Below are 24922 nucleotides of genomic sequence, written 5' to 3'. Positions count from 1 at the left end.
GCAATTAATGCAATGTTGGCTTATCATTTTTTGCAATTAAAACAGCTTTAGGCTGAGTAAAAGCGATGTAGCAAAGCTGAGCGGCAACCCGCACATATTCAAGCACTTCCTCCAGCGCCTGAGCCAGCTCTTCTTGATCATCCCCTTCTTCATAGCCAAGCAGACCGATATTACGCAAATCACCCACAATCTCACCGATCTCTTTTTTATCGGTGAGTTTTGGTTGCACAACACCCAACCCCAACAAGAAATGGTTCACCCAACCAGCCAAGGCATCCGCCCGTTCAAACACATTATCTTCCTCATCGGGCAACAGTAAATGGAATGCAAAATGATTGTCATCCAATGATTCAAATGTAATTTCACGTAATTCACGCAATTGTTGAGCTAATGGATGGGAAAAAGCCATTCCATCATTGGCTAAATCATGAACTAAAGCTTGCCAACTACTATCACGGGCGCCACCGCACAGTAAGCCACTAATCAACCCATGCATCTCAGCCGCTGTCAGCGCCACTGACTGCTGATGTAATATTTCGTCAAAAGATTGATAATCTGGTAATGAATTCTGTATAGACATGTGTATTGGTCATCGTTGACGGTGTAAGTTCATGCTATGCTACCACCAAGGGGAGTCGCTATACCAGACAGCAGTCATAGCTAATCGTGAGTTGTCTGTCGGTATCGCACTGTAACGATTGGCGTCTTGCTTTATCCTATCATCAGGAATAAAAGCCAAGGCGCAGTAATAAGTCAGGAAGGGGTCATGTCTGCACAACCAGTAGATATCCAGATTTTTGGGCGGTCATTACGTGTCAATTGTCCATCAGAGCAAAAAGAAGCATTGCTGGCTGCCGCGGTGGAACTTGAACAACGTTTAGAAGATTTAAAAGAACGCACCAGAGTAACCAATACTGAACAACTGGTTTTTATTGTGGCACTGAATATCTGTCATGAGCTGGCACAAGAAAAAGTGAAAACTCGTGACTATGCCTACAATATGGAACAAAAAATAAAGATGCTTCAACAGACTATAGAACAAGCATTAGTTGAGCAAGGTCGCATCACTGAGCGCACTATTGCGTCAAATGAATGAATTCTATTGATAAATCATACAGTAGTGAGTGAATCATTCTATAATTTAGTTGATTTCTGTGTTTAGTTTCATACAATAGGTTACATAAAGTTGCTTAGTAAGCGTAAGCGCTGAATAAATTTCTCTGAGATGTTCGTGAACGGGGAAAGTCCCCTGAGCCGATATTTCATACATGATAGAATGTAGTGCTCCGCAGCCGGTGTGCATGCTCGGTCCGTCCGAGAAGCCTTAAGGATGCGATGCTGCGTTCACCTTGAACCAAGGGTTCAAGGGTTACTACCTGTAACGGCATCTTGGAGAACCCCAACTTTAATCACTACTCGCATTAACAGGCAGGTTCCATGCTATCAGCTCCCCTGTTATCACTCAGACAGAGCATCAGAAAGAAAATACGCCGGCAACGCCGTGAACTCCCCCCTGAACAACAAGCCCTTTTTGCGAACCAAGCCGCGGAAAAAGCTGTCAACCACCCCAGAATTCACCAAGCCAATAAAATTGCACTATTTCTTTCATTTGATGGTGAACTTGACACCCGACCGCTAATCAAGCAACTCTGGCAACAAAATAAACAGATCTATTTGCCTGTACTTCACCCTTTCAATCGCCGCCATCTGCTGTTTTTAAGCTATCAACCAAATACGCCACTTGTCAGAAATCGTTTCAATATAGAAGAACCGCCACTGGATGTTCAGCAGCTTTTACCATTATCTGAGCTGGATATCATGATGATCCCGCTGGTTGCTTTCGACCACACAGGACAGCGACTTGGAATGGGGGGTGGCTTTTACGATCGTACATTGAGCCAATGGCGACAAAAAAATTTCTATCCGATTGGCCTGGCTCATAACTGCCAATTAGTCGATACATTACCTTCAGCCGAGTGGGATATCCCATTACCAGAAATCATCACTCCCGAAAAAATCTGGCAATGGCAGTAAAAAAATAGGCGCCTTACATAAAGCGCCCATTTACGACATAGCAAAATAATCAGTAAAGCAGGCGAGAACGGATGGTACCCGGCAAAGCTTTCAATTCCTGGAATACCATTTCCGCCTGAGCAGGGTTCTCAGTCATAATATCAATCACCACATATCCCATATCCCCGCTGGTACGCAGGTACTGAGCGGCGATATTAATATCCTGTGCAGCAAACACCTGGTTAATGCTATTCAATATACCTGGACGATTTTCATGAATATGTAAAAACCGGTTGGTATCATCAGCATGAGCAGGAAGAGAAACTTCCGGGAAGTTGACGGCTGATAAGGTAGAACCATTATCAGAGTATTTCGCTAACTTTCCTGCTACTTCATAACCAATGTTTTCCTGCGCTTCCTGTGTAGAACCACCGATATGCGGAGTCAGCAATACATTATCAAATTTCAGCAAAGGCGACTCAAACAGATCATTATTGGTTGCGGGTTCAACTGGAAATACATCTACAGCCGCCCCTGACAGGTGTTCACTTTCCAGCGCTTCACACAACGCCGGAATATCCACCACTGTTCCGCGTGAAGCATTGATCAGGATAGAACCCGGTTTCATCAATGCCAGTTCCTGCGTACCCATCATATTCTTCGTTGATGGCGTTTCTGGTACGTGTAAACTGACCACATCACTCATATTCAGTAATTCTGATAAATGACGAATCTGATGGGCATTACCTAATGGCAGTTTGTTCTCAATATCGTAGAAGTAGACATCCATACCAATACTTTCAGCCAAAATACCAAGCTGAGTACCAATATGACCATAACCGATAATACCCAGTTTTTTACCGCGCACTTCATAACAGCCCTTGGCCTGTTTATCCCATACGCCGCGATGCGCTCTAGCATTTGCTAAAGGAATACGGCGCAGTAGTAACAATAGCTCACCAAGTACCATCTCAGCAACAGAACGGGTATTAGAAAATGGTGCGTTAAAGACGGGGATACCCCGTTTGGCCGCTGCTTTTAGATCAACTTGGTTGGTGCCGATACAGAAGCAACCCACAGCAACCAATTTTTCGGCTGCCTGGAAAATATCTTCTGTCAATTGTGTGCGAGAACGGATCCCAACAAAATGGGCATCACGAATTGCCTCTTTTAACGCCTGGGAATCTAACGCCCCTTTATGATATTCGATATTGCTATAGCCCGCTCCCCGCAGGTTTTCCACCGTGCTCTGATGTACACCTTCCAATAGCAAAAATTTTATCTTGTCTTTTTCTAGAGATACCTTAACCATTTACCCTGCCTATTGTTACGTCAATTTTCATTACATTTAAGTTTCATTCTCTCAACATAACAAAAAAAACAGACACGGCAATACAAACGATTGCTATTCCTACCAAATAAGTCTTAATAAGATAGTTATTATGCGGAATAAAATGATATGGAGAAGAATAAAGTCAGGATTTAGGTTATCTAATAATTAGATATATGAGATATATCACTAAATTTCCACTGATTATTAAAAGTAAAAAATTTTTAAGGGCGAAAGACTCCGCCCTCTATGAGCAATATTATTGGGTGATGATTTTCACTCCATCTAATGTTCCCATCAATACAACATCCGCGCCCCGATTAGCAAACAGACCGACAGTGACTACACCGGCGATACGATTAATTTTATTCTCTAACTCAACAGGATCGATAATTGCTAAATTATGCACATCCAGGATCACATTGCCGTTATCAGTCACAACGTTCTGGCGATATTCTGGTAAACCACCCAATTTAACCAATTCACGGGCAACATATGAACGGGCCATTGGGATCACTTCAACCGGTAAAGGAAATTTACCCAATACATCAACTTTCTTAGAAGCATCAACAATACAAATGAATTTTTTCGCTATTGCAGAAATAATTTTTTCGCGAGTCAATGCGGCGCCGCCGCCTTTAATCATCTGCATATTGCCATTGATTTCATCCGCACCATCAACATAAATATCAAGAGAATCCACTTCATTACAGTCGAATACAGGAATTCCCAGGCTTTTTAACTTTTCGGTAGAAGCCTCAGAGCTGGATACAGCCCCTTTAATCTGATCTTTAATTGAGCCAAGGGCATCAATAAAATGCGAAGCCGTTGAACCCGTCCCCACACCGACAATCGTCCCGGGAGTGACAAATTCGAGCGCTGCCCAACCTACTGCTTTTTTCAGTTCGTCCTGAGTCATATCAATTCACCAACCTATATCAGTTACAAGAAAAGCCTGTCAGCCAGTATAAACAATAATTTGCCTCATCTACTGGAAAAATATGGCATAGTGCTATGCAGAACAATCAATGGAGAATCTTTCTGTAATGAAACGCCCTGATTACCGAACACTGCAAGCCTTGGATGCTGTGATCCGTGAGCGCGGTTTCGAACGCGCAGCCCAGAAACTCTGTATCACCCAATCCGCAGTTTCTCAACGTATCAAGCAGTTGGAAAATTTGTTCGGTCAGCCTCTGTTAGTGCGCACCGTTCCTCCACGCCCCACCGAACAAGGGCAAAAGCTGCTGGCGCTACTGCATCAAGTAGAATTATTGGAGGAACAATGGCTAGGTGATGAATCTGGTACAGATACTCCACTGCTGCTTTCACTGGCAGTTAACGCCGATAGCCTGGCAACCTGGCTGTTACCGGCACTGCACCCAGTGCTCGGTGATTTACCGATTCGGCTGAATATTCAGGTTGAAGATGAAACCCGTACTCAAGAACAATTAAGAAGAGGCGAAGTTGTTGGGGCAGTCAGTATTCAACCACAACCATTACCCGGTTGTCTGGTGGATAAACTAGGAGCCCTAGATTACCTGTTTGTTGCGTCGCCAGAATTTGCTACCCGATATTTTCCAAATGGGGTTACCCGTTCAGCATTATTGAAGGCGCCCGCGGTAGCATTCGATCACCTGGATGATATGCATCAGGCATTTTTACAGCAGAACTTCGATTTATCGCCGGGCAGTGTTCCATGCCATATCGTCAACTCATCTGAAGCTTTTGTGCAGCTGGCAAAACAAAGTTCTACCTGTTGTATGATCCCTCATTTACAAATTAGTCAGGAACTGAAAGAGGATGAACTGATCGACTTGACGCCGGGTTTATGTCAGCGCCGGATGCTCTATTGGCATCGTTTCGCACCGGAAAGCAGAACAATGAAAAAAGTGACTGACGCCCTGTTGAAAATTGGGCGTCAGATGTTAAGGCAAGATGACATGAATTAAGGTTTTAGCTCAAACACAACATCAACCTGATCGCTAAAACTGATGGTGTCCTGTTGGTAAGTTTCATTCACACCAGCAGCCCCTCCCGCCAGCACGACATCATTATTGCGGTATTTCATATAGGAAATATCTGGCGCTCGATAATTGATGCTGTATATCGGGCCAAGTTTACTGCTAAAGCCTTTCGCTAATATATCAGCCTGCTCAATCGCATTCTGAATGGCTTTTTGTCGGGCTTCATCACGATATTTTTGTGGATCGACCACACCAAACTGAACAGATGAGATCTCATTCAAGCCAGCTTTTAATGCACCATCAAGCAAAATATTAAGATGATCCAACTTACGGACCTTCACTTCCACCGAACGGATTGCACGATAACCTTTTAGCACAGACTTGTCGGATTCTCTGTCATACTCATAGTCAGGTTGAGTACGCAGATTCGCCGCATTAATATCTTTCTTTTCAATACCATTCTCTTTTAGAAAATCAAAATACTTAGCAACAAGCTCATCAACCTGTTTTTTAGCGCCAGAAGCCTCTTTGGCGGAAATATCGACGTTAATTATCAATGTTGCCATATCCGGTTCTGCTTTAATTACCGCATTACCAGAAGTCACAATATGAGGGACCACGGGTAAATCAGCTGCCTGCGCAGAGAGCGGTACGCCTCCTGCACTTAACATTGCAGCCAACCCTAATGATTTTAATTTCACCACAACCTCCGTATAAAATCTGTCACAAAAAGAGTTTATCCCCGGAAAAACCGAAACATGCATGGGATAAATAAAACACTAACACACCCACTGTATGCAAAAAAAGTGTCCAAGTTAACCAGAAATTATCAATCCCTGTTTAGCAAGTTGCCAGGCTATATACCACATGACAATACAGATAAATCCATTAATAATTCGTTGAGAACATGGTTTACTCAGTGCAGGGGAAAACCAGGCAGCGAGGAATGCCAGAGCAAAAAACCAGCTAATGGAAGCGCTTGCAGCACCAAAAGTAAACCAGGGCCTGAGTTCTGAAGATAATTGACCACCAATACTTCCCAGTATAACCAAGGTATCCAGATAGACATGTGGATTTAACCAAGTAACAGCAAAGATAATCGCAATTACCCGCCAGCGACTCCTCGCTATATTGTCAGTCTGTGTGAGTTCCGCATTCACAAGCAGGACCATACGAAAAGCTCTCCAGCCATACCACAATAAAAAAGCAACCCCTCCCCAAGTGACAAATTGCAGTAGTAAAGTTGACTGACCAAGCAATGCACTCCCTCCAAATACGCCGGCGCCAATCAGAAAACCATCGCTGATAGCACACAAAGTTGCACTCATCAGATGAAATTGTTTTCGGCTCCCTTGCTGCATAACAAAGGCATTTTGTGGACCAAGAGGTAAAATCATTGCAGCACTGAGAAAAAAACCCTGCAAAAATGTCGATAACATAAAAAAACTCCTCAATAATTATTCATTTTGCTCTTCCAATGTTCAGAATATTAAGAAGAATAGCTCATTAGAGGAAATAAATGCTTCTAATCGATCATAAGAAATTTTAATAGTCAGCTAAAAAACCGGCTATTACGGGAAAAACATTTAGTTAATTCAAAGGAAATTAGGCAAATACACACTTAAAACATTAATTAATCGATTAATTCTGTAAGAATAAGAGGAAGAGGTTATTTTGAAAAAAATTACTGGTTTCATGTTGTTAGCAGTCATTATTATTACTGCACTTACTATCAGAAGCTACTATTTAATTCGGAATGATGTTGAAGAAACATTAAACCAATCTGAAATAATTGAATACTATATTGGTACAGCAAATATTACCGATGTAGAGCTCAGTAATTATCAGCCTTTCTTATGTAAAAAAGGCTGTGAGCGTTTTATCCTTAAAATACAAGGTGAAAAAGGCTATGGGTCCATCGCTGCCGATATTAATTTACATGACTCAAGTGTTTTAGCTGCTGTACTTTGCTTGCCCGATAACAAGAAAATAACACTGACAGAAGATATCAACGATGATTTTGTTAAAAACAATCTTGATACTCTATGTCAATAAAATAAACCTGCTGGAATAAGCTGGATAGTCCGCGCCATTCACGGCGCGGCACCTAATTTACAGACAAAAGCTTATAGCCTCTTTACATAATCGGATTATCATCATCAAACCCATCGCTTGACTAACCGATCATTTTATTCTGCACCGTAGCCTGATTCTGATGCAAATAAACATCCATTTGCGGATAAGGAATACCGATATTGTGTTTATCCAATGTACGTTTAAAGTTTTCCATTAAATCCCAATAAACATCCCAAGCATCACCATTGGTCGTCCATACACGCACAATAAAATTCAGCGAAGAAGGCGCCATTTCATGCAAACGGATTGTCACACCTCTATCATGTTGAATGCGACTGTCTACCGCAATAATATCACCCAGTACTTTTTTGACTTCATCAATATCCGCATTATAGGCAACACCGACCATTATTTGCGTCCGACGGTTCGGTTCACGGCTGGTATTAATAACATTATCTGCAATAATTTTCCCATTCGGGATAACAATAATTTTGTCATCAGCTGTACGCAATGTTGTAGAGAAAATCTGCACCTGAACCACAGTGCCTTCAACTGCGCCCAAGATAACATATTCACCGGCCCGGATTGGCCGGAAAGCAACCAACAAGACACCGGCAGCAAAGTTGGACAAAGAACCCTGTAAAGCCAAACCAACGGCTAAACCTGCGGCACCAATAACCGCAATCACCGACGCTGTCTGAACCCCTAATTTGCCCAAAACAGCGATAATCGTGAACGCAATTACCGAATAACGGACAATCGCAGCCAGGAAATCTGACACAGTTACATCAATGTCACGCAACGACATAACTCTTTTCACACCCTTGCTGATCAATTTTGCCGCCATCAACCCCAAAACAAGGATTAGAACAGCAGCAACCATATCGACCAGATACTGAATGATTAAATCCTGATGATTAATAAACCAGCTTGTAGCCTCATTAATACCACCAGACAGACTGATATCTTCCATTAAAACCACCTTGATTATTTAGCTATTAAACTATAATTAACAAAATTACCTCATTGCTACTCTTCATAGCAAGTATCGATAGCAAGAAAAACCTATCGCACCAGAAAATTATTCTGGTTCATATACAAATAGTTACCAGTAATTTTTTCGCAAAATAAAATCCCGATAATCGGACAACATATCAATAAAATCCTTAGTACCACAAAAAGCCAGACTCTCATTATCGTAATAACTCATGCCTTCTTCTATCTCATCAGTTTCAAACTCAAGCTGATTAGCACGAACCATAACTTCTTCGTCATCCATTAGCAGCGTATATTCATGACCCACAAGTTGCCATTGGCGTTCACTGCCCTTGATTTCAGCCAGCGCCATGGTGATCTTATCCAGCACAGTCAAGTCACCTTTAACCTCTTCATTCAGCCACTGACCAATAGCTTCGTGATCCATTGAGAATCGGCTAGTCACCTGCCCAGTGACACCTAGCAAAAATTCGTAGTCCATCATTACCTCCGGTGCGCTCTTCTTCGTTTTAATATTTCCCCAGCAATTCCGCCCCAGAATCAGCCCACAAACTGGCTAGAATAGGAGATTTCCAGACTGACACAACAGTGTGGTACTGCACTTAGATGACCGCAATGTGTATCCCCAAGATATTATGTCTAACTTTCATTGGAAGAGAATTCAGCCTCAAAGCCTTGTATGTTTATGGCAGTTAGTGCGAAGCAGGAAAATGGTACTATTCTTAATAATATCTCAGGGAAACAAAAACAGCAAAATCGAACGCTTTGCCTCTGATTGATGAGATACATTCAAGAATATTGCAATACAGCTACTTATTTTCTATCTTGTCTGGGGAAAAAACACTTTCAGGAGCCATGTATGATACGACATATCCTTTTGTTAAAATTCACATCCGATATAAAAGAACAACAATTAGCGGCGATAAAAGAAGCCTTTATTACCATACAGCATCAAATCAAAGGTATTTTTTCTGTTGAGTGGGGAAATAATATAAGTAGTGAAAACAAGAACAAAGGTTTCACACACGCTGTCACAATGACATTTGATGATCATAAAACTATTTCAAACTATCTGTCTCATCCAGCACATGACAAAATAAAAGAGCTCATTATGGATTCTGTCGAAGACATCGTAGTCTTTGATTATGAAGTATAAGGCAGCATAGATAATCTTAAAGAAAGCACTTGAACCACCAGAAAACCATATCTGCTAATCAGTGACCAACATAACAAATATTACCGGCGCGTCTGATAATAATCAGGCACGCCGACTATCGGTCACACCTGTCTACAAGTTACGACCCGGATACACTCTCCAAATCATAGATAACAATTAAATCATACAAAAAATCCGATAGCCAATCTTTATTACACAATAAAGGCCAACCACATTTTCCAATAAGTCATTAACTTAATTGAGATTTAATTCACTACATATAATCAGGAAAAATAATAAAATGGGAGGCTTCCCTCCCATTATTAATATTGAAATCAGCTAAGTTACACTGCGGTTTGGAATATCACATCATCCGCTTTTTCAGTGTATTGATTCAATTGGTCAAAGTTGAGATAACGGTAGGTATCTTCTGCTGTCTCATCAACTTTATCCATAAATTGCTGATATTCTTCCGGTGTAGGCAGACGTCCCAACAGAGAAGCCACCGCAGCCAATTCAGCCGATGCCAGATAGACGTTCGCTCCCGTTCCTAAACGGTTCGGGAAATTACGGGTTGAAGTAGAAACCACCGTTACACCGTCAGCAACGCGCGCTTGGTTACCCATACACAGGGAACAACCAGGTATTTCAATCCGTGCCCCACTCTTACCAAAGATGCTGTAATAACCCTCTTCAGTGAGTTGAGCCGCATCCATCTTGGTTGGTGGAGCAACCCACAAGCGAGTTGGCAATTGGCCTTTATGCTGATCCAGTAATTTACCGGCAGCACGGAAGTGACCAATGTTAGTCATGCAAGAACCAATAAAGACCTCATCGATTTTGCTGTTAGCCACATCAGACAGTAAACGCGCATCATCCGGATCATTCGGTGCACACAGAATTGGTTCTTTGATTTCAGCCAGATCAATCTCGATAACAGCGGTATATTCCGCATCAGCATCGGCTTCCAACAGTTGAGGATCTTTCAGCCAGTTTTCCATACCTGTTACACGACGTTCCAGTGTCCGGCGGTCACCGTAACCTTCGGCAATCATCCATTTCAGCAATACAATATTGGATTGCAGGTATTCGATAATCGGCGCTTTATCCAGTTTAATCGTACAACCTGCGGCAGAGCGTTCCGCAGAAGCGTCCGCCAGTTCAAATGCTTGCTCAACTTTCAGATCTGGTAAACCTTCGATTTCAAGAATACGGCCAGAAAAGATATTTTTCTTACCTTTCTTCTCAACGGTCAGAAGACCTTGCTGAATCGCATAGTAAGGAATCGCATGCACCAAATCACGTAAAGTGATGCCCGGCTGCATCTGCCCTTTAAAACGAACCAGCACAGATTCAGGCATGTCCAAAGGCATTACACCCGTCGCAGCCGCAAATGCCACCAAACCAGAACCTGCCGGGAAGGAAATACCTATCGGGAAACGGGTATGAGAATCACCCCCCGTACCTACGGTATCAGGCAACAACATACGGTTTAGCCATGAGTGAATGATGCCGTCACCCGGACGTAGGGAAACACCACCACGGTTCATGATGAAATCCGGCAAAGTATGGTGGGTAGTGACGTCAACCGGCTTAGGATAAGCAGCCGTATGGCAGAATGACTGCATCACTAAATCCGCAGAGAAACCCAGACATGCCAAGTCTTTCAGCTCATCACGGGTCATTGGACCGGTAGTATCCTGAGAACCAACAGAGGTCATTTTAGGTTCACAATATTCACCCGGGCGAATACCCACAGTACCACATGCCCGGCCAACCATTTTCTGAGCTAAGGAGAAACCACGGTTACTTTTCTCAACCGCTTTCGCCTGACGGAATACATCACTTTGCGGTAAGCCAAGCGACTCACGCGCCTTACTGGTTAAACCACGACCAATAATCAGCGGAATACGACCACCCGCGCGAACTTCATCCAGCAACACATCGGTTTTCAGTTCAAATTCAGCCAATAACTCATTGGTTTCGTGATTACATACTTCACCTTTATAGGGATAGATATCAATCACATCACCCATATTCAGCTTGGTAACATCTATTTCGATTGGCAATGCTCCCGCATCTTCCATCGTATTGAAGAAGATTGGCGCGATTTTACCGCCCAAAACAACGCCACCACCGCGCTTGTTTGGCACAAATGGGATATCTTCGCCCATAAACCACAGCACTGAATTAGTGGCTGATTTACGGGAAGAACCTGTACCGACAACATCGCCGACATAAGCCAATGGGTGGCCTTTTGTATTCAGCTCTTCAATCTGTTTGATTGGGCCAACGGTGCCAGCTTGATCTGGTTCTATACCTTCACGGGCGTTTTTCAGCATAGCCAGAGCATGCAGTGGAATATCAGGACGTGACCATGCATCCTGCGCAGGAGATAAGTCATCTGTGTTTGTTTCACCAGTCACTTTAAATACAGTGACTGTGATTTTTTCCGCCAGTTCAGGACGTTCCAGATACCACTGGGCATCTGCCCAAGAGTGCATAATTTGTTTAGCCTGTGGATTACCGGCTTTCGCTTTTTCTTCTACATCATAGAAGTTGTCAAACATCAACAAAGTATGAGAGAGCGCTTTAGCTGCAATGGGAGCCAGTTCTTCATTATCCAGAGCATCAATCAGGGGGTGAATGTTATAACCACCCTGCATAGTTCCAAGCAGTTCAACCGCTTTTTCTGGCGTGATTAGCGGTGAAGTGGTTTCACCTTTTACAATGGCGGCAAGAAAACCGGCTTTGACATATGCCGCTTCATCAACACCGGGGGGAATACGGTTAATCAGTAGATCTAACAGGAAATCTTCTTCACCTTTTGGTGGGCTCTTCAGTAAATCAACCAGCGCCGCCGCTTGCGCCGCGTCCAATGGCTTAGGGACGACGCCTTGGGCTGCACGCTCGGCTACGTGCTTGCGGTATTCTTCTAGCACGACTCTCTCCTCGCTCTCATTGTCATTTTATCTACCCGGCTGTCTGCACCCGCCTTAGAACCTGTATCATCAGGCTATTGTGTTTTCGCAACAATAACGCAACGCCCACTGGGACAGGCTGTTAGTTATGGTTCTGGGTGCCAGGTCAGAGGATTGCCGGCATAACCTAATCAGTTCAAGTTAAGTTATGCCGAGCTTCGGGCACCCAGTATACCAAAATTTGAATGCGATGTTAATTCGTTCACATAAAAGTAACATTAACTGATAGTAATATTCTGAATTAGCAGTAGATAACGCTATTAAAGTAGATTAATCCGCTGATTTTTGCCAGTAGCACCCACAAAAACCATACTTTTTATACCCTATTTTTTGAACAGGTCATACCAGACATAAAAAAACGGCTTCCATAAATGAAAGCCGCTTAGTTAATTACATCAAACGATTTAAGAAATTATTTCTTTTTCTTCGCCTTAGCATTTGGCAAGTCAGTAATGCTGCCTTCAAAGATTTCAGCCGCCAGACCGACAGATTCATGCAACGTCGGGTGAGCATGGATAGTCAACGCGATATCTTCTGCATCACAACCCATTTCAATTGCCAGACCGATTTCACCCAGTAGTTCACCACCGTTAGTACCTACAATGGCGCCACCGATAATACGGTTGCTTTCTTTATCAAAAATCAGTTTGGTCATACCGTCAGCACAATCAGAAGCAATCGCACGGCCAGAAGCGGCCCACGGGAAAGTTGCTGTTTCATAGCTGATACCTTGCTCTTTCGCTTCTTTCTCAGTCAGACCAACCCATGCAACTTCTGGTTCAGTGTAAGCAATGGATGGAATCACTTTTGGATCGAAATAGTGTTTCTTACCAGAGATAACTTCAGCCGCAACGTGACCTTCGTGAACACCTTTATGCGCCAGCATTGGCTGACCAACGATGTCGCCGATAGCAAAAATGTGCGGTACGTTGGTACGCATTTGCTTATCAACATGGATAAAGCCACGGTCATCAACTTCAACGCCTGCTTTACCTGCATCCAGCATCTTACCGTTAGGTACACGACCGATAGCAACCAGAACTGCGTCATAACGTTGTGGTTCTGCCGGTGCTTTTTTGCCTTCCATCGTGACGTAGATACCATCTTCTTTGGCTTCTACTACCGTCACTTTCGTTTCCAGCATCAGGTTGAATTGTTTGCTGATGCGCTTAGTGAATACTTTCACCACATCTTTGTCAGCCGCAGGAATCACCTGATCCAACATTTCAACAACATCAATCTGCGAACCCAGAGCGTGGTAAACGGTTCCCATTTCCAAACCGATGATACCGCCGCCCATCACCAGCAGACGCCCAGGAACCGTTGTCAGCGCCAGTGCATCTGTAGAATCCCATACGCGAGGGTCATCATGAGGGATGAATGGTAATTGGATAGGACGGGAACCTGCGGCAATAATGGCATTATCAAAATTAATCGTTGTTGCGCCACTTTCACCTTCAACAACCAGTGTGTTAGCACCGGTAAATTTACCAACACCATTAACAACTTTAACTTTGCGGCCTTTAGCCATACCAGCCAGACCACCGGTCAGCTGATTGATAACTTTTTCTTTCCAGACACGGACTTTTTCGATGTCGGTTTTTGGTTCACCAAAAACGATGCCGTGATTGGCCAGAGCTTTAGCCTCTTCAATAACTTTTGCTACATGAAGCAATGCCTTAGAAGGGATACAACCAACGTTAAGACAAACACCACCTAAGGTAGAGTAACGTTCCACCAGGACGGTTTCCAAACCTAAATCCGCGCAACGAAAAGCAGCAGAATACCCTGCTGGACCTGCCCCAAGCACCACAACCTGGGTTTTAATTTCAGTACTCATCATGACCTCTTAATTGTTTGTCCGGCGGGTCAGACGCCAAAAACGATATATTCCACCGGGACCTACACACCGCGAGCAGTTTACAGAATTGTTAATAACCTGAAAAGCGCGTTAACGTGACAGAACTCGCAACAAACCAACCAGATGCAAGCTGTTTCCCTGCCACAGCAATAACAATCAGGCCGGCGCATGGCCGGCCTTTGAGATTACATCACCAGACGGCGGATATCACTCATTGCATGATTAATAAATGTAATGAAACGCGCACCATCAGCACCATCGATCACGCGGTGATCGAAGGAGAGTGACATAGGCAACATCAGGCGTGGTACAAACTCTTTACCATTCCAGACCGGCTTCATGGATGAACGGGATACGCCCAGGATAGCCACTTCCGGTGCGTTAACGATTGGCGTAAATGCTGTGCCGCCGATACCGCCCAGGCTTGAAATAGTAAAGCATCCACCCTGCATATCAGATGCAGTCAGTTTACCTGCGCGGGCTTTCTTAGACATCTCTGTCAGCTCGCGGGATAAGTCGATGATACCTTTCTTATTGACGTCACGGAACACCGGAACCACCAAACCATTAGGTGTGTCAACTGCCACACCAATGTTGATGTATTTTTTCAGCGTCAGTTTCTGACCATCTTCCGAGATAGAGCTGTTAAAACGCGGCATCTCTTCCAGCGCTTTTGCAACCGCTTTCATGATGAACACCAGTGGGGTGATCTTCACGCCAAGCTGTTTCTTCTCAGCTTCTTGATTCTGCTGTTTACGGAAATTTTCAACTTCAGTGATATCCGTTTCGTCAAACTGTGTAACATGCGGGATCATCATCCAGTTACGGCTCAGGTTAGCACCCGAAATTTTCTGGATACGACCCAGTTCAACTTCTTCAATTTCACCAAATTTGCTGAAATCCACTTTCGGCCAAGGCAGCATCCCCGGCAAACCGCCACCAGCTGATGCAGGCGCAGATTCAGCACGTTTAATCGCGTCTTTTACATAAGATTGAACGTCTTCACGTAGAATACGGTTTTTACGACCTGAACCTTTCACTTTAGCCAGGTTAACGCCGAATTCACGCGCCAGACGACGGATCACCGGTGTTGCATGAACATAAGCACTATTTTCAATGAAATCGTTTTTATCTTCTTCTACGAAGCTTCTGCTCTCCAGAACAGGGACTGCTTTCTCAGATTCAGCCACCGGAGTAGGAGTAGAGGCCGCAGGAGTAGGCGCTGCCCCCGCGACTTCGAAGACCATGATCATAGAATCGGTTTTCACTTTATCACCGATCTTGATTTTAATTTCTTTAACCGTACCGGCGAACGGTGCGGGTACTTCCATAGAGGCTTTATCGCCTTCTACGGTGATCAGTGATTGTTCCGCTGTAACCGTATCGCCTTCTTTGACCATCACTTCGGTAACTTCAACTTCATCACCGCCGATATCGGGTACATGAACATCTCTAGCCGCAGAAACCACAGGTTCCGGCTCTGCCATACGAGAGGATAATGGTATCGCCGCTGATTCTTCAGCAGGTGCAGCTTCTACAGCACCCTCTGCGGAAGCAAAAATCATAATCAGCTTGCCGGTTTCAACTTTATCGCCAACCGCAACGATGATTTCTTTAACAACACCCGCCTGAGGGGATGGAACTTCCATCGAAGCCTTATCACCTTCTACCGTGATCAGCGATTGTTCAGCTTCCACTGTATCGCCAACTTTCACCATGATTTCGGTGACTTCAACTTCATCTGCACCGATATCCGGTACGTTGATTTTGATAGTCATTGATCTTTACCTCTTATGCCAAACGCGGGTTAACTTTCTCTGGATTAATGTTGTATTTCTTGATTGCTTCTTCCACAACATTCACATCAATTTCACCACGTTTAGCCAGCTCACCCAGAGCAGCAATTACCACGTAGGAAGCATCAACTTCAAAATGATGACGCAGGTTTTCACGGCTGTCGGAACGACCGAAACCGTCAGTACCCAATACGCGGAATTCGCTTGCAGGGATGAAGTTACGAATTTGTTCTGCGAACAGTTTCATGTAGTCAGTAGAAGCCACTGCCGGTGCTTCACTCATAATCTGAGCAACATAAGGTACGCGTGGCGTTTCTGTTGGGTGCAACATATTCCAGCGTTCACAATCCTGACCATCACGCGCCAGTTCAGTGAATGAAGTGACGCTGTATACGTCAGAACCTACACCATAATCGTTAGCCAGAATCTGCGCCGCTTCACGAACATGACGCAAGATAGAACCAGAACCTAACAACTGAACTTTACCTTTGCCGCCTTCCAGACTTTCCAGTTTATAGATACCTTTACGGATACCTTCTTCTGCGCCTTGTGGCATTGCCGGCATGTGGTAGTTTTCGTTCAGCGTAGTGATGTAGTAGTAAATATTCTCTTGTTTTTCACCATACATACGCTCCAAACCGTCATGCATAATCACAGCAACTTCATAAGCAAACGCCGGATCGTAAGAAATGCAGTTAGGGATAGTCAGAGATTGAATGTGACTATGACCATCTTCGTGTTGCAGACCTTCACCATTCAGGGTTGTACGACCTGAAGTACCGCCGATCAGGAAGCCACGAGCCTGTTGGTCACCTGCTGCCCAGCATAGGTCGCCAATACGCTGGAACCCGAACATAGAGTAGTAGATGTAGAACGGAATCATTGGCAGGTTGTTGGTGCTGTAAGAAGTCGCCGCCGCCAACCATGATGAACCGGCACCCAGCTCATTAATACCTTCTTGCAGGATCTGGCCTTTCGCGTCTTCTTTATAGTAAGCAACCTGCTCACGGTCCTGCGGAGTATACTGCTGACCATTAGCGCTGTAGATACCAATCTGACGGAACAGACCTTCCATACCGAAGGTACGCGCTTCGTCGGCAATGATTGGAACCAGACGATCTTTGATTGACTTATTCTTCAACATCACATTCAGTGCACGAACAAAAGCGATAGTGGTAGAAATCTCTTTGTTTTGTTCTTCCAGCAATGCACCAAAATCTTCCAGCGTTGGCAGTTCCAGCTTTTCTTCAAAATGCGTACGACGGCTTGGCAAATAACCACCAAGCGCTGCACGACGTTCATGCAGGTATTTGTACTCTTCAGAGTCTTTATCGAAAGTCACATATGGCAGATTTTCGATTTGCTCATCAGCAACAGGAACATTGAAACGATCACGGAAATGGCGAACGCCTTCCATATTCATCTTCTTAACCTGATGAGCAATGTTTTTGCCTTCAGCCGTATCACCCATACCGTAACCTTTGATGGTCTGAGACAGGATAACGGTTGGTTTTCCAGTGGTTTCCTGCGCTTTTTTCAAGGCAGCAAATACTTTCTTAGGATCATGACCACCACGGTTCAGCGCCCAAATCTGATCATCAGTCATGTCTTTGACTAATTCTGTCGTTTCTGGGTAACGGCCGAAGAAATGCTCACGGACATAAGCGCCATCTTTGGATTTGAACGTCTGGTAATCGCCGTCCAGAGTTTCGTTCATCAGTTGGATCAGTTTGCCGCTGGTATCTTTACGCAGCAATTCGTCCCAACGTTCACCCCAAAGAACTTTAAGAACCTGCCAGCCCGCGCCGTTGAAGATACCTTCCAGCTCGTTAACAATTTTGCCATTACCCGTAACCGGGCCATCCAAGCGTTGCAGGTTACAGTTGATAACAAATACCAAGTTATCCAGTTTCTCGCGGGTTGCGATAGTAATCGCACCTTTGGATTCCGGCTCATCCATTTCACCGTCACCCAGAAATGCGTAAACGGTTTGCTTGGAGGTGTCTTTCAAACCACGGTGTTCCAGATATTTAAGGAACTTAGCCTGATAGATAGCGCCAATTGGCCCCAATCCCATTGAAACCGTTGGGAATTGCCAGAATTCAGGCATCAATTTCGGATGCGGATAAGAAGACAAACCGTTACCATGAATTTCCTGACGGAAATTATTCATCTGCTCTTCAGTCAGACGGCCTTCAAGGAAAGCACGCGCGTAGACGCCAGGAGAGATGTGGCCTTGGAAATAAACCAAATCACCGCCGTCATTTTCATTGCGGGCACGGAAAAAGTGGTTAAAACAAACTTCATACATGGTCGCTGAAGACTGGAATGAAGCCATATGACCACCTAATTCCAGATCTTTTTTAGATGCCCGCAAAACAGCCATCACAGCATTCCAGCGAATAGCAGAGCGAATACGGCGCTCCAGCTCCAGGTTGCCAGGGTAAGCAGGCTCATCCTCAACAGCAATGGTGTTGATATAATCGCGGTTAGCAGCGCCTGCCGCAACATTCACGCCACCTTTACGTGCTTCGTTTAATACCTGATCAATCAGGAACTGGGCACGCTCAACACCCTCTTCACGGATGACCGATTCGATCGCCTGTAACCAGTCGCGAGTTTCGATCGGATCCACGTCATTTTTCAAAATGTCTGACATGGTGTATTCCTTATCTGTTATCTGTTTCTAATGATTGTTTTGGAGCCTATCTTCCCGTCATACCCTTTGACGTTCAGCCGGTCATGACTGGAAGATAGGCCCTCACTGTTGTTGCCGCTAGCGCCCTCAGTAAAGGGACTCGACTAGCTATGCAGACGCAGCAAACTTCAGGATCTGCACAGCTAATTTTATTCCGGATGTTGTTGGAGATGCCGCAATGATCGCTCCCGGCGGGTATGCTCACGGCTGAGATCCAATAAAACATCTTCAATAAAGGCTAAATGGCGATGGGAAGCCTCACGGGCTTTCTCTGGTTGCCTCGCCATAATAGCTTCAAAAATTTTCGCTCGATGATCGCTAACTGCTGTCAGCATTTCCCGGCGGGTATACAAAAACTCAAAATTCTGCCGGATATTTTGTTCCAGCATAGATGCCATACAGCGCAATAAATGAAGGAGAACCACATTATGCGCCGCTTCGGTAACAACGAGCTGGTATTGCAGAACAGCATCGGACTCAGCATTAACATCACCACTTTGCTGTGCTTGTTGAATAATCAGGTGATGTTCCCGAATGCGTTCAAAATCTTCGTCAGTTCCACGCAATGCCGCGTAATAGGCTGCGACACCTTCCAAAGCATGGCGGGTTTCAAGGAGATCAAACTGAGATTCTGGATGACCAGCTAGCAGTTGCGCCAGTGGATCACTGAAACTTTGCCATAGGTCACTCTGAACAAATGTTCCCCCACCCTGACGGCGAAAGAGAAAACCTTTGGATTCTAACCGTTGAATAGCTTCGCGCAGTGAAGGGCGTGACACATCAAACTGTTTCGCCAACTCACGTTCAGGCGGCAATTTCTCCCCCGGACGTAAAGATCCTTCAAGGATGAGATGCTCGAGACGCTGCTCAATAACATCTGATAATTTTGGTTGGCGGATTTTGCTATAAGCCATATTTACTGTAAGCCAGTTAATGGATAAACACTGCTTCGGTCCCTACCAGAGTCAATTGGTAATACCAATTTAAACTACAGGGCCATAAAAGTAACAAAGTATTCACCAGCTGTCCATAAAGACCTTGAGCTAAATCATAAAAACCTGCAAATTTTAACAATTTTTTTTAAAAATTAGCAAAAATTGATAACTAATAGGTTAATAAATCCTCTGCAATGATATTTTAACCTAATCTTTTGAAACGTATAAATAGATATAATGAATCGTTACAGCAAAGAAATAGTTGAATATTTATTTAAAAAGTGTAGATACCAAATCATCACTTGTTGATTTTAAACACAACGACTATTTCATTAGATTATAAATGTAGCTCAAATCAGCAAAACAGAATGGTTAAAACCTGTGATCAGAAAGGAATATTTGCAAAATATGTGAGGAACCACCAGCAATAGTCCTACATAACTCTTGCTGATGGAAAGACGTACTATATTAAAACCAATAGCGGGTTTGTTCATTCCACCCTTTTTTATACATACAGGATGAAATTACCCAACGTCTTGAAGATTCATTTTTATCCCAACGATTAACTTCAGTTTTTGGCACAGTAACGTAATGATTACAAGATTTATCTTCTTTCTTGTCTTCATCTTTGCAGGAAAAACGTTTTGTCTCGAAAGAATGAACAACTTCGCTGGTCCAGTCTGATGGTAATTGAGAATAACCAAATGCCTTACATTCAGCATAATCCCTGTCTCTTTCATACTGAGTTGCTCCTGGTTTTTCCCACGATGTACAACCGGTTAATAAAGTAAATAATATAATTAAAGGAATAATAGTGATTTTTTTTATAGAATTCATAAAAAAATGCTCCAAACAAAACCAAAAAAAATAATCAAGGAAATTAAATTAGAATTTAAAAGTTCCCCTAATACGGTAACTATTATCTTCAATAGGTAGTCTTCCACCAGATTGTATAATTTGTCTGTCTTGGATTGATGTATTTTTATCAAAATCAGTCACCGGATGCGGATTATTTACTTTAACTTCAGTACCCGAAATTATATCTTTGACATTACATTCAAAATAATCACAGGTTGAAACATAGCCATCAGTAAGACGTGGCATAGAAGAACATCCTGTAATCACAAATATTGATAATAAAGTAATGAGAAATTTCTTCATTTTTAACATCCTTAATTTGCTGTATATATTATAAAAATTTAACTTAAATTAAAACCATATAAAAAGAGAGATCATTTCTTACGATCAAGTAAATAATATCTACATATGCATTTTATCTTTCTGGCATTCCACCGAATATCAGAACAATATTCCCCCAGAGAAAAATATATATTCTTATCACTGGGAAGAATCTGCTTTATTGGTACTTCATTAACACCAAAGAATAACAGGCCAGATAAAAAGCATGAAATAATTAATGTTTTCATACAGTTAAAAATAATTAATGAATATAAAACCCCATCTTATAAGATACCAAAAGACATACAGTGACTTTATCTGTTGTATTAACGGTTATCCTCTCCATCTTCCACATACTCCAATATATCTCCGGGCTGACATTGTAAATATTTACAAATTTTTTCCAGCGTCTCTATACGGATACCTTTTATTTTGCCATTTTTCAGCAATGATAGATTTTGCTCGGTAATACCAATAATTGCAGCCAGTTCTTTAGACTTTACTTTCCTTTTAGCTAAAATCACATCCAGTCTTATTATAATACTCATGACGATTCTCAGATAAAATAACGCTGCTCATCGCTTATTTTCTTTGATTCACGCATAATTAAGCTAACTATCAGAAGGAACACACCAAACATAATAATAAACAGAGACTCTGAACCAACGCCAAACGAGAAACTAAATACCCGTTGCCCTTTTACTAAATCCACAGATAGAGCCATTCCTTTTAACATATTAATCACAGGGTAAAGAAGTTGCTCCAGAATCATCAGAAAGCCAATAATACATGAACCGGAAATATTACGGTTACTCCATATTTCACCTTTAGCAAACCGGAAAAACATAATGCCAATTAATACGTAGGATGACGTTGATATAATCGGGGGTATCGTATCCAGTGAGATATAAAGCACTTGACTTAATAAAGATTGCTTAAATCCTTTTGCAACCAATGCCGGCATAAAATCGCTACACATCTGAAGGGCAGCCTGACGAGTGGTGTCATGCCATAACGACCAAGAAGCAATATGGAACCCCATATCACCAATTGCCATAACGGAAGCAATAATAATAGCCAAAAAGCTAAGTAGCCTGATTCTGGGATTAGTTACAAGCTCTTGTTTACCACACATTTTGTGTCATTCCATATACATGTTCAACTAAACTTTTGTTAAAGTACTTCAAAAGTTATCGTATTACAATAAGTTTTTATCATTTAATAAACAGAATATTACCTCGGATGATATGTAAATCACCGTGATTACAGTTGGCAGATATAATTAATTTATTGATAGAAAAGAAAAAAGGAGCTATTTACACGGCTCCCTTTATAGATAATTAACTTATTGAGACTACAAACAAATCAAACCAATGCGCCATAAATTGTCAGAAAAGCAACGACGACAATGATAGAAAAAGTCACCTTTTTCGCCAGTGTCACCGCTGCAACAGGCGTCAGAATTGGGTCAAGATGAGGGTCGCGGCTTAATGAAAACTGAGCAAGCTGACATACCACTTTATATTGTGAAGTTCTCAAATCGCTAAGAGAGGCAACCCACGCCGGTAAAGCCCGCTCACCATGCCCTAATAAGGCATAAGTAATTCCAACTAAGCGAGCAGGGATCCAGTCTAGCCAATTCAATAGACTATCAACGCCAGATTGCGCGCGCTGAAGTGGAGTACCATATTGTGCCAACCACCCCTGATAAGCTCTTAAGAAACAATATCCCATCAAAGCAACCGGCCCTAATTGACCCGCTACAATCAACCAAAAAATCGGTGCCAGGTAATAACGAAAATTTATCCATAGAAGCGCATTTTGCATCTCCCGTAACTCATTTTCTTTACTGGCATCAGAGGTTAAACCATGAATGATGGCGAGGCGAGCGAGATGTTCTCTTAATTGCTTCCTGTCCCCCTGATGAACAATACGAAAATATTCACGATAATCATGCCGTAAGCGCCCCGCGCCTATGCACAGTAAACAAATCAACACCCATAAAATCAGCTCAAAGATCCCGAATATAAGATCATCAAACATTTCAATCAATAGCCATGTAAGTAGCATGACAGCTAATGTCATCAATAGGCTTTTCCATAATGAAAAAGACTTCATGTTGGTAAAAAATGGTTCAAGACGATGATCCAATTGCCAATGTTCACCCATTTTAAACACTCGTTCCCATGCCAACACTAACAACAGTATAAAGAGGGTCATTCTTTCCTACTCCTGCAACAATTGCTGATAATGTATCCAATCGAAATAAGGGCCACCAAACTTCTCTGGAGGCAATCTGATAACAAAACCAAGATAGTAGTTGTTCACTACACAACAGGGTAGCATGTTAAGACCATCAATATTGTTATCACTTCTGGAGCTTTTTAATGACAAAACAAAATTACAGTGCAGATCAGCGCCGTGCTGTTCTGATGGAGCGCTTACAGAACGACATTCCTGCCAGTGTAACCCTCGCACTAAAAGAAGATCTGGGCGGTAATACAGATTTCACTTCTGATATTACCGGTCAGTTAATTCCGGCAGATAAACAAGCCACAGCAATAATTATTACCCGGGAAGAAGGTATTTTCTGTGGGCAACAATGGCTGAATGAAGTTTTCACTCAGTTAGGTGACCAAACCTCCATTGAATGGTTGGTAAAAGACAGTGATGTAATCACCGCCAACCAAAAACTCTGTGTATTACGGGGCCCTGCACCTGTATTGCTGACCGGTGAACGCATCGCTCTGAACTTTATTCAAACTCTCTCTGGTGTTGCAACAGAAGTCAGTCATTATGTCCGCCTTCTTGCCGGTTTAAAAACCCAGCTACTCGATACCCGCAAAACACTGCCAGGATTACGCACAGCCCTAAAGTATGCAGTACTTTGCGGTGGGGGAAATAATCACCGTCTTGGGTTATTTGATGCTTTCCTTATTAAAGAAAACCACATTATTGCCAACGGTTCTATTAAACAAGCCGTAGATAAAGCCCGTTATTCTCACCCTGATGTCCTTGTTGAAGTTGAAGTCGAAACCTTGGATGAACTGATTCTGGCACTGAAAGCCAATGTTGATATTATTATGTTAGATAATTTTACTATTCCAATGATGAAAGAAGCCGTCGCTATCACATCAGGTAAAGCCGCTTTAGAAGTATCAGGTAATATAACCCTGGATACCCTGCGCAGCTATGCCGAAACAGGCATTAACTTCATTTCCGTTGGAGCATTAACCAAACATATCAAAGCATTAGATCTATCTATGCGCTTTCAGTAAACATCAACAATAATATTGATGGTGGTGTAAATCAGCAATCCATAACTAACAGATTTGCGAACACCACCGTAAATATTTTTGAAAACATTGCAATCCAAAAATTTTTTTTCGAGTCAATTCCATAATCTCTATATATTCTATTTTATTTTTTTCCTGTTCCTTCATTATTTATGTCGCAATACAACAACGTGGAGAAAAAACATGAGCCAACAACAAGGATTCACATTAATGGAAATTATGGTTGCTATTGCCATTATTTCCATCTTAAGTGCTATCGGTATTCCCAGTTATCAGGGATATATTCAGAAAGCCGCCTTAACAGATATGTTACAGGCTATTGTACCTTACAAGTCAGGCATAGAACTTTGCAGTTTTGAAACTGAAGATTTTAAAGGTTGCAATTCAGGGGCAGCATCAATTCCCAATAACCATAATAGCAGATATATCGGAAGCATTTCAGTTAAAGATGGAGAAATTACTATTAATGGTCAGCAAAGCCTGAAAGACATCAAGGTTATCTTAAGTCCGACACAAAATATACAAATAGGTACGATTAGATGGATTAATAAATGTGAGTCAGCAAGTGTATCATTAAAGAACCGGTGTCAGGAAGTATTCAAATTTTAATTCATCATTCTTATAAACATATATTTACGCAG

The 24922-nt window shown here is 42.7% G+C and carries 24 protein-coding genes and 1 other RNA gene; 8 read left to right on the top strand and 17 right to left on the bottom strand.

Going from position 1 to position 24922, the window contains the following annotated elements:
* Nucleotides 1–4 precede the first annotated feature (4 nt).
* A complete protein-coding gene (locus ABR397_RS07005) occupies nt 5–580 on the bottom strand; it encodes a YecA/YgfB family protein (protein WP_350305083.1) in 576 nt (191 codons plus the stop codon).
* Nucleotides 581–766: 186 nt separating this feature from the next.
* On the opposite strand from ABR397_RS07005, the gene zapA reads away from it, so the two are divergent.
* The 3 genes from zapA to ABR397_RS06990 all read left to right on the top strand — a co-directional run bounded on the left by zapA (nt 767) and on the right by ABR397_RS06990 (nt 2034).
* Nucleotides 767–1096 carry a cell division protein ZapA gene (gene zapA / locus ABR397_RS07000; RefSeq protein WP_046975469.1) on the top strand — a complete coding sequence of 110 codons (330 nt, stop codon included), beginning with the start codon at nt 767–769 and terminating at the stop codon, nt 1094–1096.
* Nucleotides 1097–1214: 118 nt separating this feature from the next.
* Nucleotides 1215–1400: non-coding RNA, 6S RNA (gene ssrS, locus ABR397_RS06995), on the top strand.
* Between the two features lie 37 nt (nt 1401–1437).
* Nucleotides 1438–2034 (top strand): 5-formyltetrahydrofolate cyclo-ligase, encoded by a 597-nt coding sequence (locus tag ABR397_RS06990; RefSeq protein WP_350305082.1) that lies wholly within the window; start codon nt 1438–1440, stop codon nt 2032–2034.
* A gap of 49 nt (nt 2035–2083) precedes the next feature.
* Here the strand turns inward: ABR397_RS06990 and serA are convergent, their stop codons facing one another.
* Together serA and rpiA are read right to left on the bottom strand one after the other, a co-directional pair.
* Nucleotides 2084–3325 carry a phosphoglycerate dehydrogenase gene (serA, locus tag ABR397_RS06985; protein ID WP_350305081.1) on the bottom strand — a complete coding sequence of 414 codons (1242 nt, stop codon included), beginning with the start codon at nt 3323–3325 and terminating at the stop codon, nt 2084–2086.
* Between the two features lie 277 nt (nt 3326–3602).
* Nucleotides 3603–4262: a ribose-5-phosphate isomerase RpiA gene (rpiA, locus tag ABR397_RS06980; protein ID WP_350305080.1), complete on the bottom strand. Its 660-nt coding sequence runs from the start codon at nt 4260–4262 to the stop codon at nt 3603–3605.
* Between the two features lie 127 nt (nt 4263–4389).
* On the opposite strand from rpiA, the gene ABR397_RS06975 reads away from it, so the two are divergent.
* Nucleotides 4390–5292, top strand: a complete 903-nt coding sequence (locus ABR397_RS06975; RefSeq protein ID WP_350305112.1) for a LysR family transcriptional regulator ArgP — start codon at nt 4390–4392, stop codon at nt 5290–5292.
* Here ABR397_RS06975 and ABR397_RS06970 read toward each other — a convergent pair.
* On the bottom strand, nt 5289–6008 hold the full coding sequence (locus ABR397_RS06970; RefSeq protein WP_350305079.1) for an oxidative stress defense protein: 720 nt from the start codon (nt 6006–6008) through the stop codon (nt 5289–5291). The two genes, ABR397_RS06975 and ABR397_RS06970, sit on opposite strands and share 4 nt — an antisense overlap.
* A 114-nt stretch (nt 6009–6122) precedes the next feature.
* On the bottom strand, nt 6123–6746 hold the full coding sequence (gene argO, locus ABR397_RS06965; protein WP_350305078.1) for an arginine exporter ArgO: 624 nt from the start codon (nt 6744–6746) through the stop codon (nt 6123–6125).
* A gap of 235 nt (nt 6747–6981) precedes the next feature.
* On the opposite strand from argO, the gene ABR397_RS06960 reads away from it, so the two are divergent.
* Nucleotides 6982–7362, top strand: a complete 381-nt coding sequence (locus ABR397_RS06960; RefSeq protein WP_350305077.1) for a hypothetical protein — start codon at nt 6982–6984, stop codon at nt 7360–7362.
* 121 nt (nt 7363–7483) lie between these two features.
* On the opposite strand, the gene mscS is transcribed toward ABR397_RS06960, so the two are convergent.
* Nucleotides 7484–8356, bottom strand: coding sequence for a small-conductance mechanosensitive channel MscS (gene mscS, locus ABR397_RS06955; protein ID WP_350305076.1), 873 nt, complete (start codon nt 8354–8356; stop codon nt 7484–7486).
* Between the two features lie 132 nt (nt 8357–8488).
* On the bottom strand, nt 8489–8860 hold the full coding sequence (locus ABR397_RS06950) for a YacL family protein (protein WP_350305075.1): 372 nt from the start codon (nt 8858–8860) through the stop codon (nt 8489–8491).
* A 378-nt stretch (nt 8861–9238) separates the two neighbouring features.
* Between ABR397_RS06950 and ABR397_RS06945 the strand changes: the two genes are divergently transcribed.
* The gene (locus ABR397_RS06945) at nt 9239–9535 is read left to right on the top strand and encodes a Dabb family protein (protein ID WP_350305074.1); all 297 of its coding nucleotides are present in this window, start codon (nt 9239–9241) and stop codon (nt 9533–9535) included.
* 344 nt (nt 9536–9879) lie between these two features.
* On the opposite strand, the gene acnB is transcribed toward ABR397_RS06945, so the two are convergent.
* The 10 genes from acnB to ampE all read right to left on the bottom strand — a co-directional run bounded on the left by acnB (nt 9880) and on the right by ampE (nt 23205).
* Nucleotides 9880–12477, bottom strand: a complete 2598-nt coding sequence (acnB, locus tag ABR397_RS06940) for a bifunctional aconitate hydratase 2/2-methylisocitrate dehydratase (protein WP_350305073.1) — start codon at nt 12475–12477, stop codon at nt 9880–9882.
* A gap of 451 nt (nt 12478–12928) precedes the next feature.
* A complete protein-coding gene (gene lpdA, locus ABR397_RS06935; RefSeq protein ID WP_350305072.1) occupies nt 12929–14356 on the bottom strand; it encodes a dihydrolipoyl dehydrogenase in 1428 nt (475 codons plus the stop codon).
* A gap of 206 nt (nt 14357–14562) precedes the next feature.
* Entirely contained in the window at nt 14563–16155 is a 1593-nt protein-coding gene (aceF, locus tag ABR397_RS06930) for a pyruvate dehydrogenase complex dihydrolipoyllysine-residue acetyltransferase (RefSeq protein WP_350305071.1), read from the bottom strand.
* A gap of 13 nt (nt 16156–16168) precedes the next feature.
* Nucleotides 16169–18832, bottom strand: a complete 2664-nt coding sequence (gene aceE, locus ABR397_RS06925) for a pyruvate dehydrogenase (acetyl-transferring), homodimeric type (protein ID WP_350305070.1) — start codon at nt 18830–18832, stop codon at nt 16169–16171.
* 188 nt (nt 18833–19020) lie between these two features.
* Nucleotides 19021–19785, bottom strand: a complete 765-nt coding sequence (gene pdhR, locus ABR397_RS06920; protein WP_350305069.1) for a pyruvate dehydrogenase complex transcriptional repressor PdhR — start codon at nt 19783–19785, stop codon at nt 19021–19023.
* A 489-nt stretch (nt 19786–20274) separates the two neighbouring features.
* A complete protein-coding gene (locus ABR397_RS06915; protein ID WP_350305068.1) occupies nt 20275–20643 on the bottom strand; it encodes a hypothetical protein in 369 nt (122 codons plus the stop codon).
* A 48-nt stretch (nt 20644–20691) separates the two neighbouring features.
* Nucleotides 20692–20967, bottom strand: coding sequence for a hypothetical protein (locus ABR397_RS06910; RefSeq protein ID WP_350305067.1), 276 nt, complete (start codon nt 20965–20967; stop codon nt 20692–20694).
* A gap of 344 nt (nt 20968–21311) precedes the next feature.
* Complete coding sequence (locus tag ABR397_RS06905) at nt 21312–21533, bottom strand: helix-turn-helix domain-containing protein (protein ID WP_350305066.1); 222 nt, start codon at nt 21531–21533, stop codon at nt 21312–21314.
* Nucleotides 21534–21541: 8 nt separating this feature from the next.
* The gene (locus tag ABR397_RS06900; protein ID WP_350305065.1) at nt 21542–22066 is read right to left on the bottom strand and encodes a hypothetical protein; all 525 of its coding nucleotides are present in this window, start codon (nt 22064–22066) and stop codon (nt 21542–21544) included.
* Between the two features lie 284 nt (nt 22067–22350).
* The gene (gene ampE / locus ABR397_RS06895) at nt 22351–23205 is read right to left on the bottom strand and encodes a beta-lactamase regulator AmpE (protein ID WP_350305064.1); all 855 of its coding nucleotides are present in this window, start codon (nt 23203–23205) and stop codon (nt 22351–22353) included.
* Nucleotides 23206–23372: 167 nt separating this feature from the next.
* On the opposite strand from ampE, the gene nadC reads away from it, so the two are divergent.
* A complete protein-coding gene (nadC, locus tag ABR397_RS06890) occupies nt 23373–24263 on the top strand; it encodes a carboxylating nicotinate-nucleotide diphosphorylase (RefSeq protein WP_350305063.1) in 891 nt (296 codons plus the stop codon).
* Between the two features lie 201 nt (nt 24264–24464).
* Entirely contained in the window at nt 24465–24890 is a 426-nt protein-coding gene (ppdD, locus tag ABR397_RS06885) for a prepilin peptidase-dependent pilin (RefSeq protein WP_350305062.1), read from the top strand.
* The last annotated feature ends 32 nt before the right edge of the window (nt 24891–24922 follow it).

The organism is Photorhabdus viridis (assembly GCF_040256935.1).
Taxonomy (GTDB): domain Bacteria; phylum Pseudomonadota; class Gammaproteobacteria; order Enterobacterales; family Enterobacteriaceae; genus Photorhabdus; species Photorhabdus viridis.
This window is presented reverse-complemented; position numbering and strand designations above follow the sequence as displayed.

Bases quoted from the DNA above. Each gene is read 5' to 3' on its own strand.
- ABR397_RS07005 (WP_350305083.1), bottom strand. From the start codon at position 580: ATGTCTATACAGAATTCATTACCAGATTATCAATCTTTTGACGAAATA.
- zapA (WP_046975469.1), top strand. From the start codon at position 767: ATGTCTGCACAACCAGTAGATATCCAGATTTTTGGGCGGTCATTACGT.
- ABR397_RS06990 (WP_350305082.1), top strand. From the start codon at position 1,438: ATGCTATCAGCTCCCCTGTTATCACTCAGACAGAGCATCAGAAAGAAA.
- serA (WP_350305081.1), bottom strand. From the start codon at position 3,325: ATGGTTAAGGTATCTCTAGAAAAAGACAAGATAAAATTTTTGCTATTG.
- rpiA (WP_350305080.1), bottom strand. From the start codon at position 4,262: ATGACTCAGGACGAACTGAAAAAAGCAGTAGGTTGGGCAGCGCTCGAA.
- ABR397_RS06975 (WP_350305112.1), top strand. From the start codon at position 4,390: ATGAAACGCCCTGATTACCGAACACTGCAAGCCTTGGATGCTGTGATC.
- argO (WP_350305078.1), bottom strand. From the start codon at position 6,746: ATGTTATCGACATTTTTGCAGGGTTTTTTTCTCAGTGCTGCAATGATT.
- mscS (WP_350305076.1), bottom strand. From the start codon at position 8,356: ATGGAAGATATCAGTCTGTCTGGTGGTATTAATGAGGCTACAAGCTGG.
- ABR397_RS06950 (WP_350305075.1), bottom strand. From the start codon at position 8,860: ATGGACTACGAATTTTTGCTAGGTGTCACTGGGCAGGTGACTAGCCGA.
- ABR397_RS06945 (WP_350305074.1), top strand. From the start codon at position 9,239: ATGATACGACATATCCTTTTGTTAAAATTCACATCCGATATAAAAGAA.
- lpdA (WP_350305072.1), bottom strand. From the start codon at position 14,356: ATGAGTACTGAAATTAAAACCCAGGTTGTGGTGCTTGGGGCAGGTCCA.
- aceF (WP_350305071.1), bottom strand. From the start codon at position 16,155: ATGACTATCAAAATCAACGTACCGGATATCGGTGCAGATGAAGTTGAA.
- aceE (WP_350305070.1), bottom strand. From the start codon at position 18,832: ATGTCAGACATTTTGAAAAATGACGTGGATCCGATCGAAACTCGCGAC.
- pdhR (WP_350305069.1), bottom strand. From the start codon at position 19,785: ATGGCTTATAGCAAAATCCGCCAACCAAAATTATCAGATGTTATTGAG.
- ABR397_RS06915 (WP_350305068.1), bottom strand. From the start codon at position 20,643: ATGAATTCTATAAAAAAAATCACTATTATTCCTTTAATTATATTATTT.
- ABR397_RS06910 (WP_350305067.1), bottom strand. From the start codon at position 20,967: ATGAAGAAATTTCTCATTACTTTATTATCAATATTTGTGATTACAGGA.
- ABR397_RS06905 (WP_350305066.1), bottom strand. From the start codon at position 21,533: ATGAGTATTATAATAAGACTGGATGTGATTTTAGCTAAAAGGAAAGTA.
- ampE (WP_350305064.1), bottom strand. From the start codon at position 23,205: ATGACCCTCTTTATACTGTTGTTAGTGTTGGCATGGGAACGAGTGTTT.
- nadC (WP_350305063.1), top strand. From the start codon at position 23,373: ATGACAAAACAAAATTACAGTGCAGATCAGCGCCGTGCTGTTCTGATG.
- ppdD (WP_350305062.1), top strand. From the start codon at position 24,465: ATGAGCCAACAACAAGGATTCACATTAATGGAAATTATGGTTGCTATT.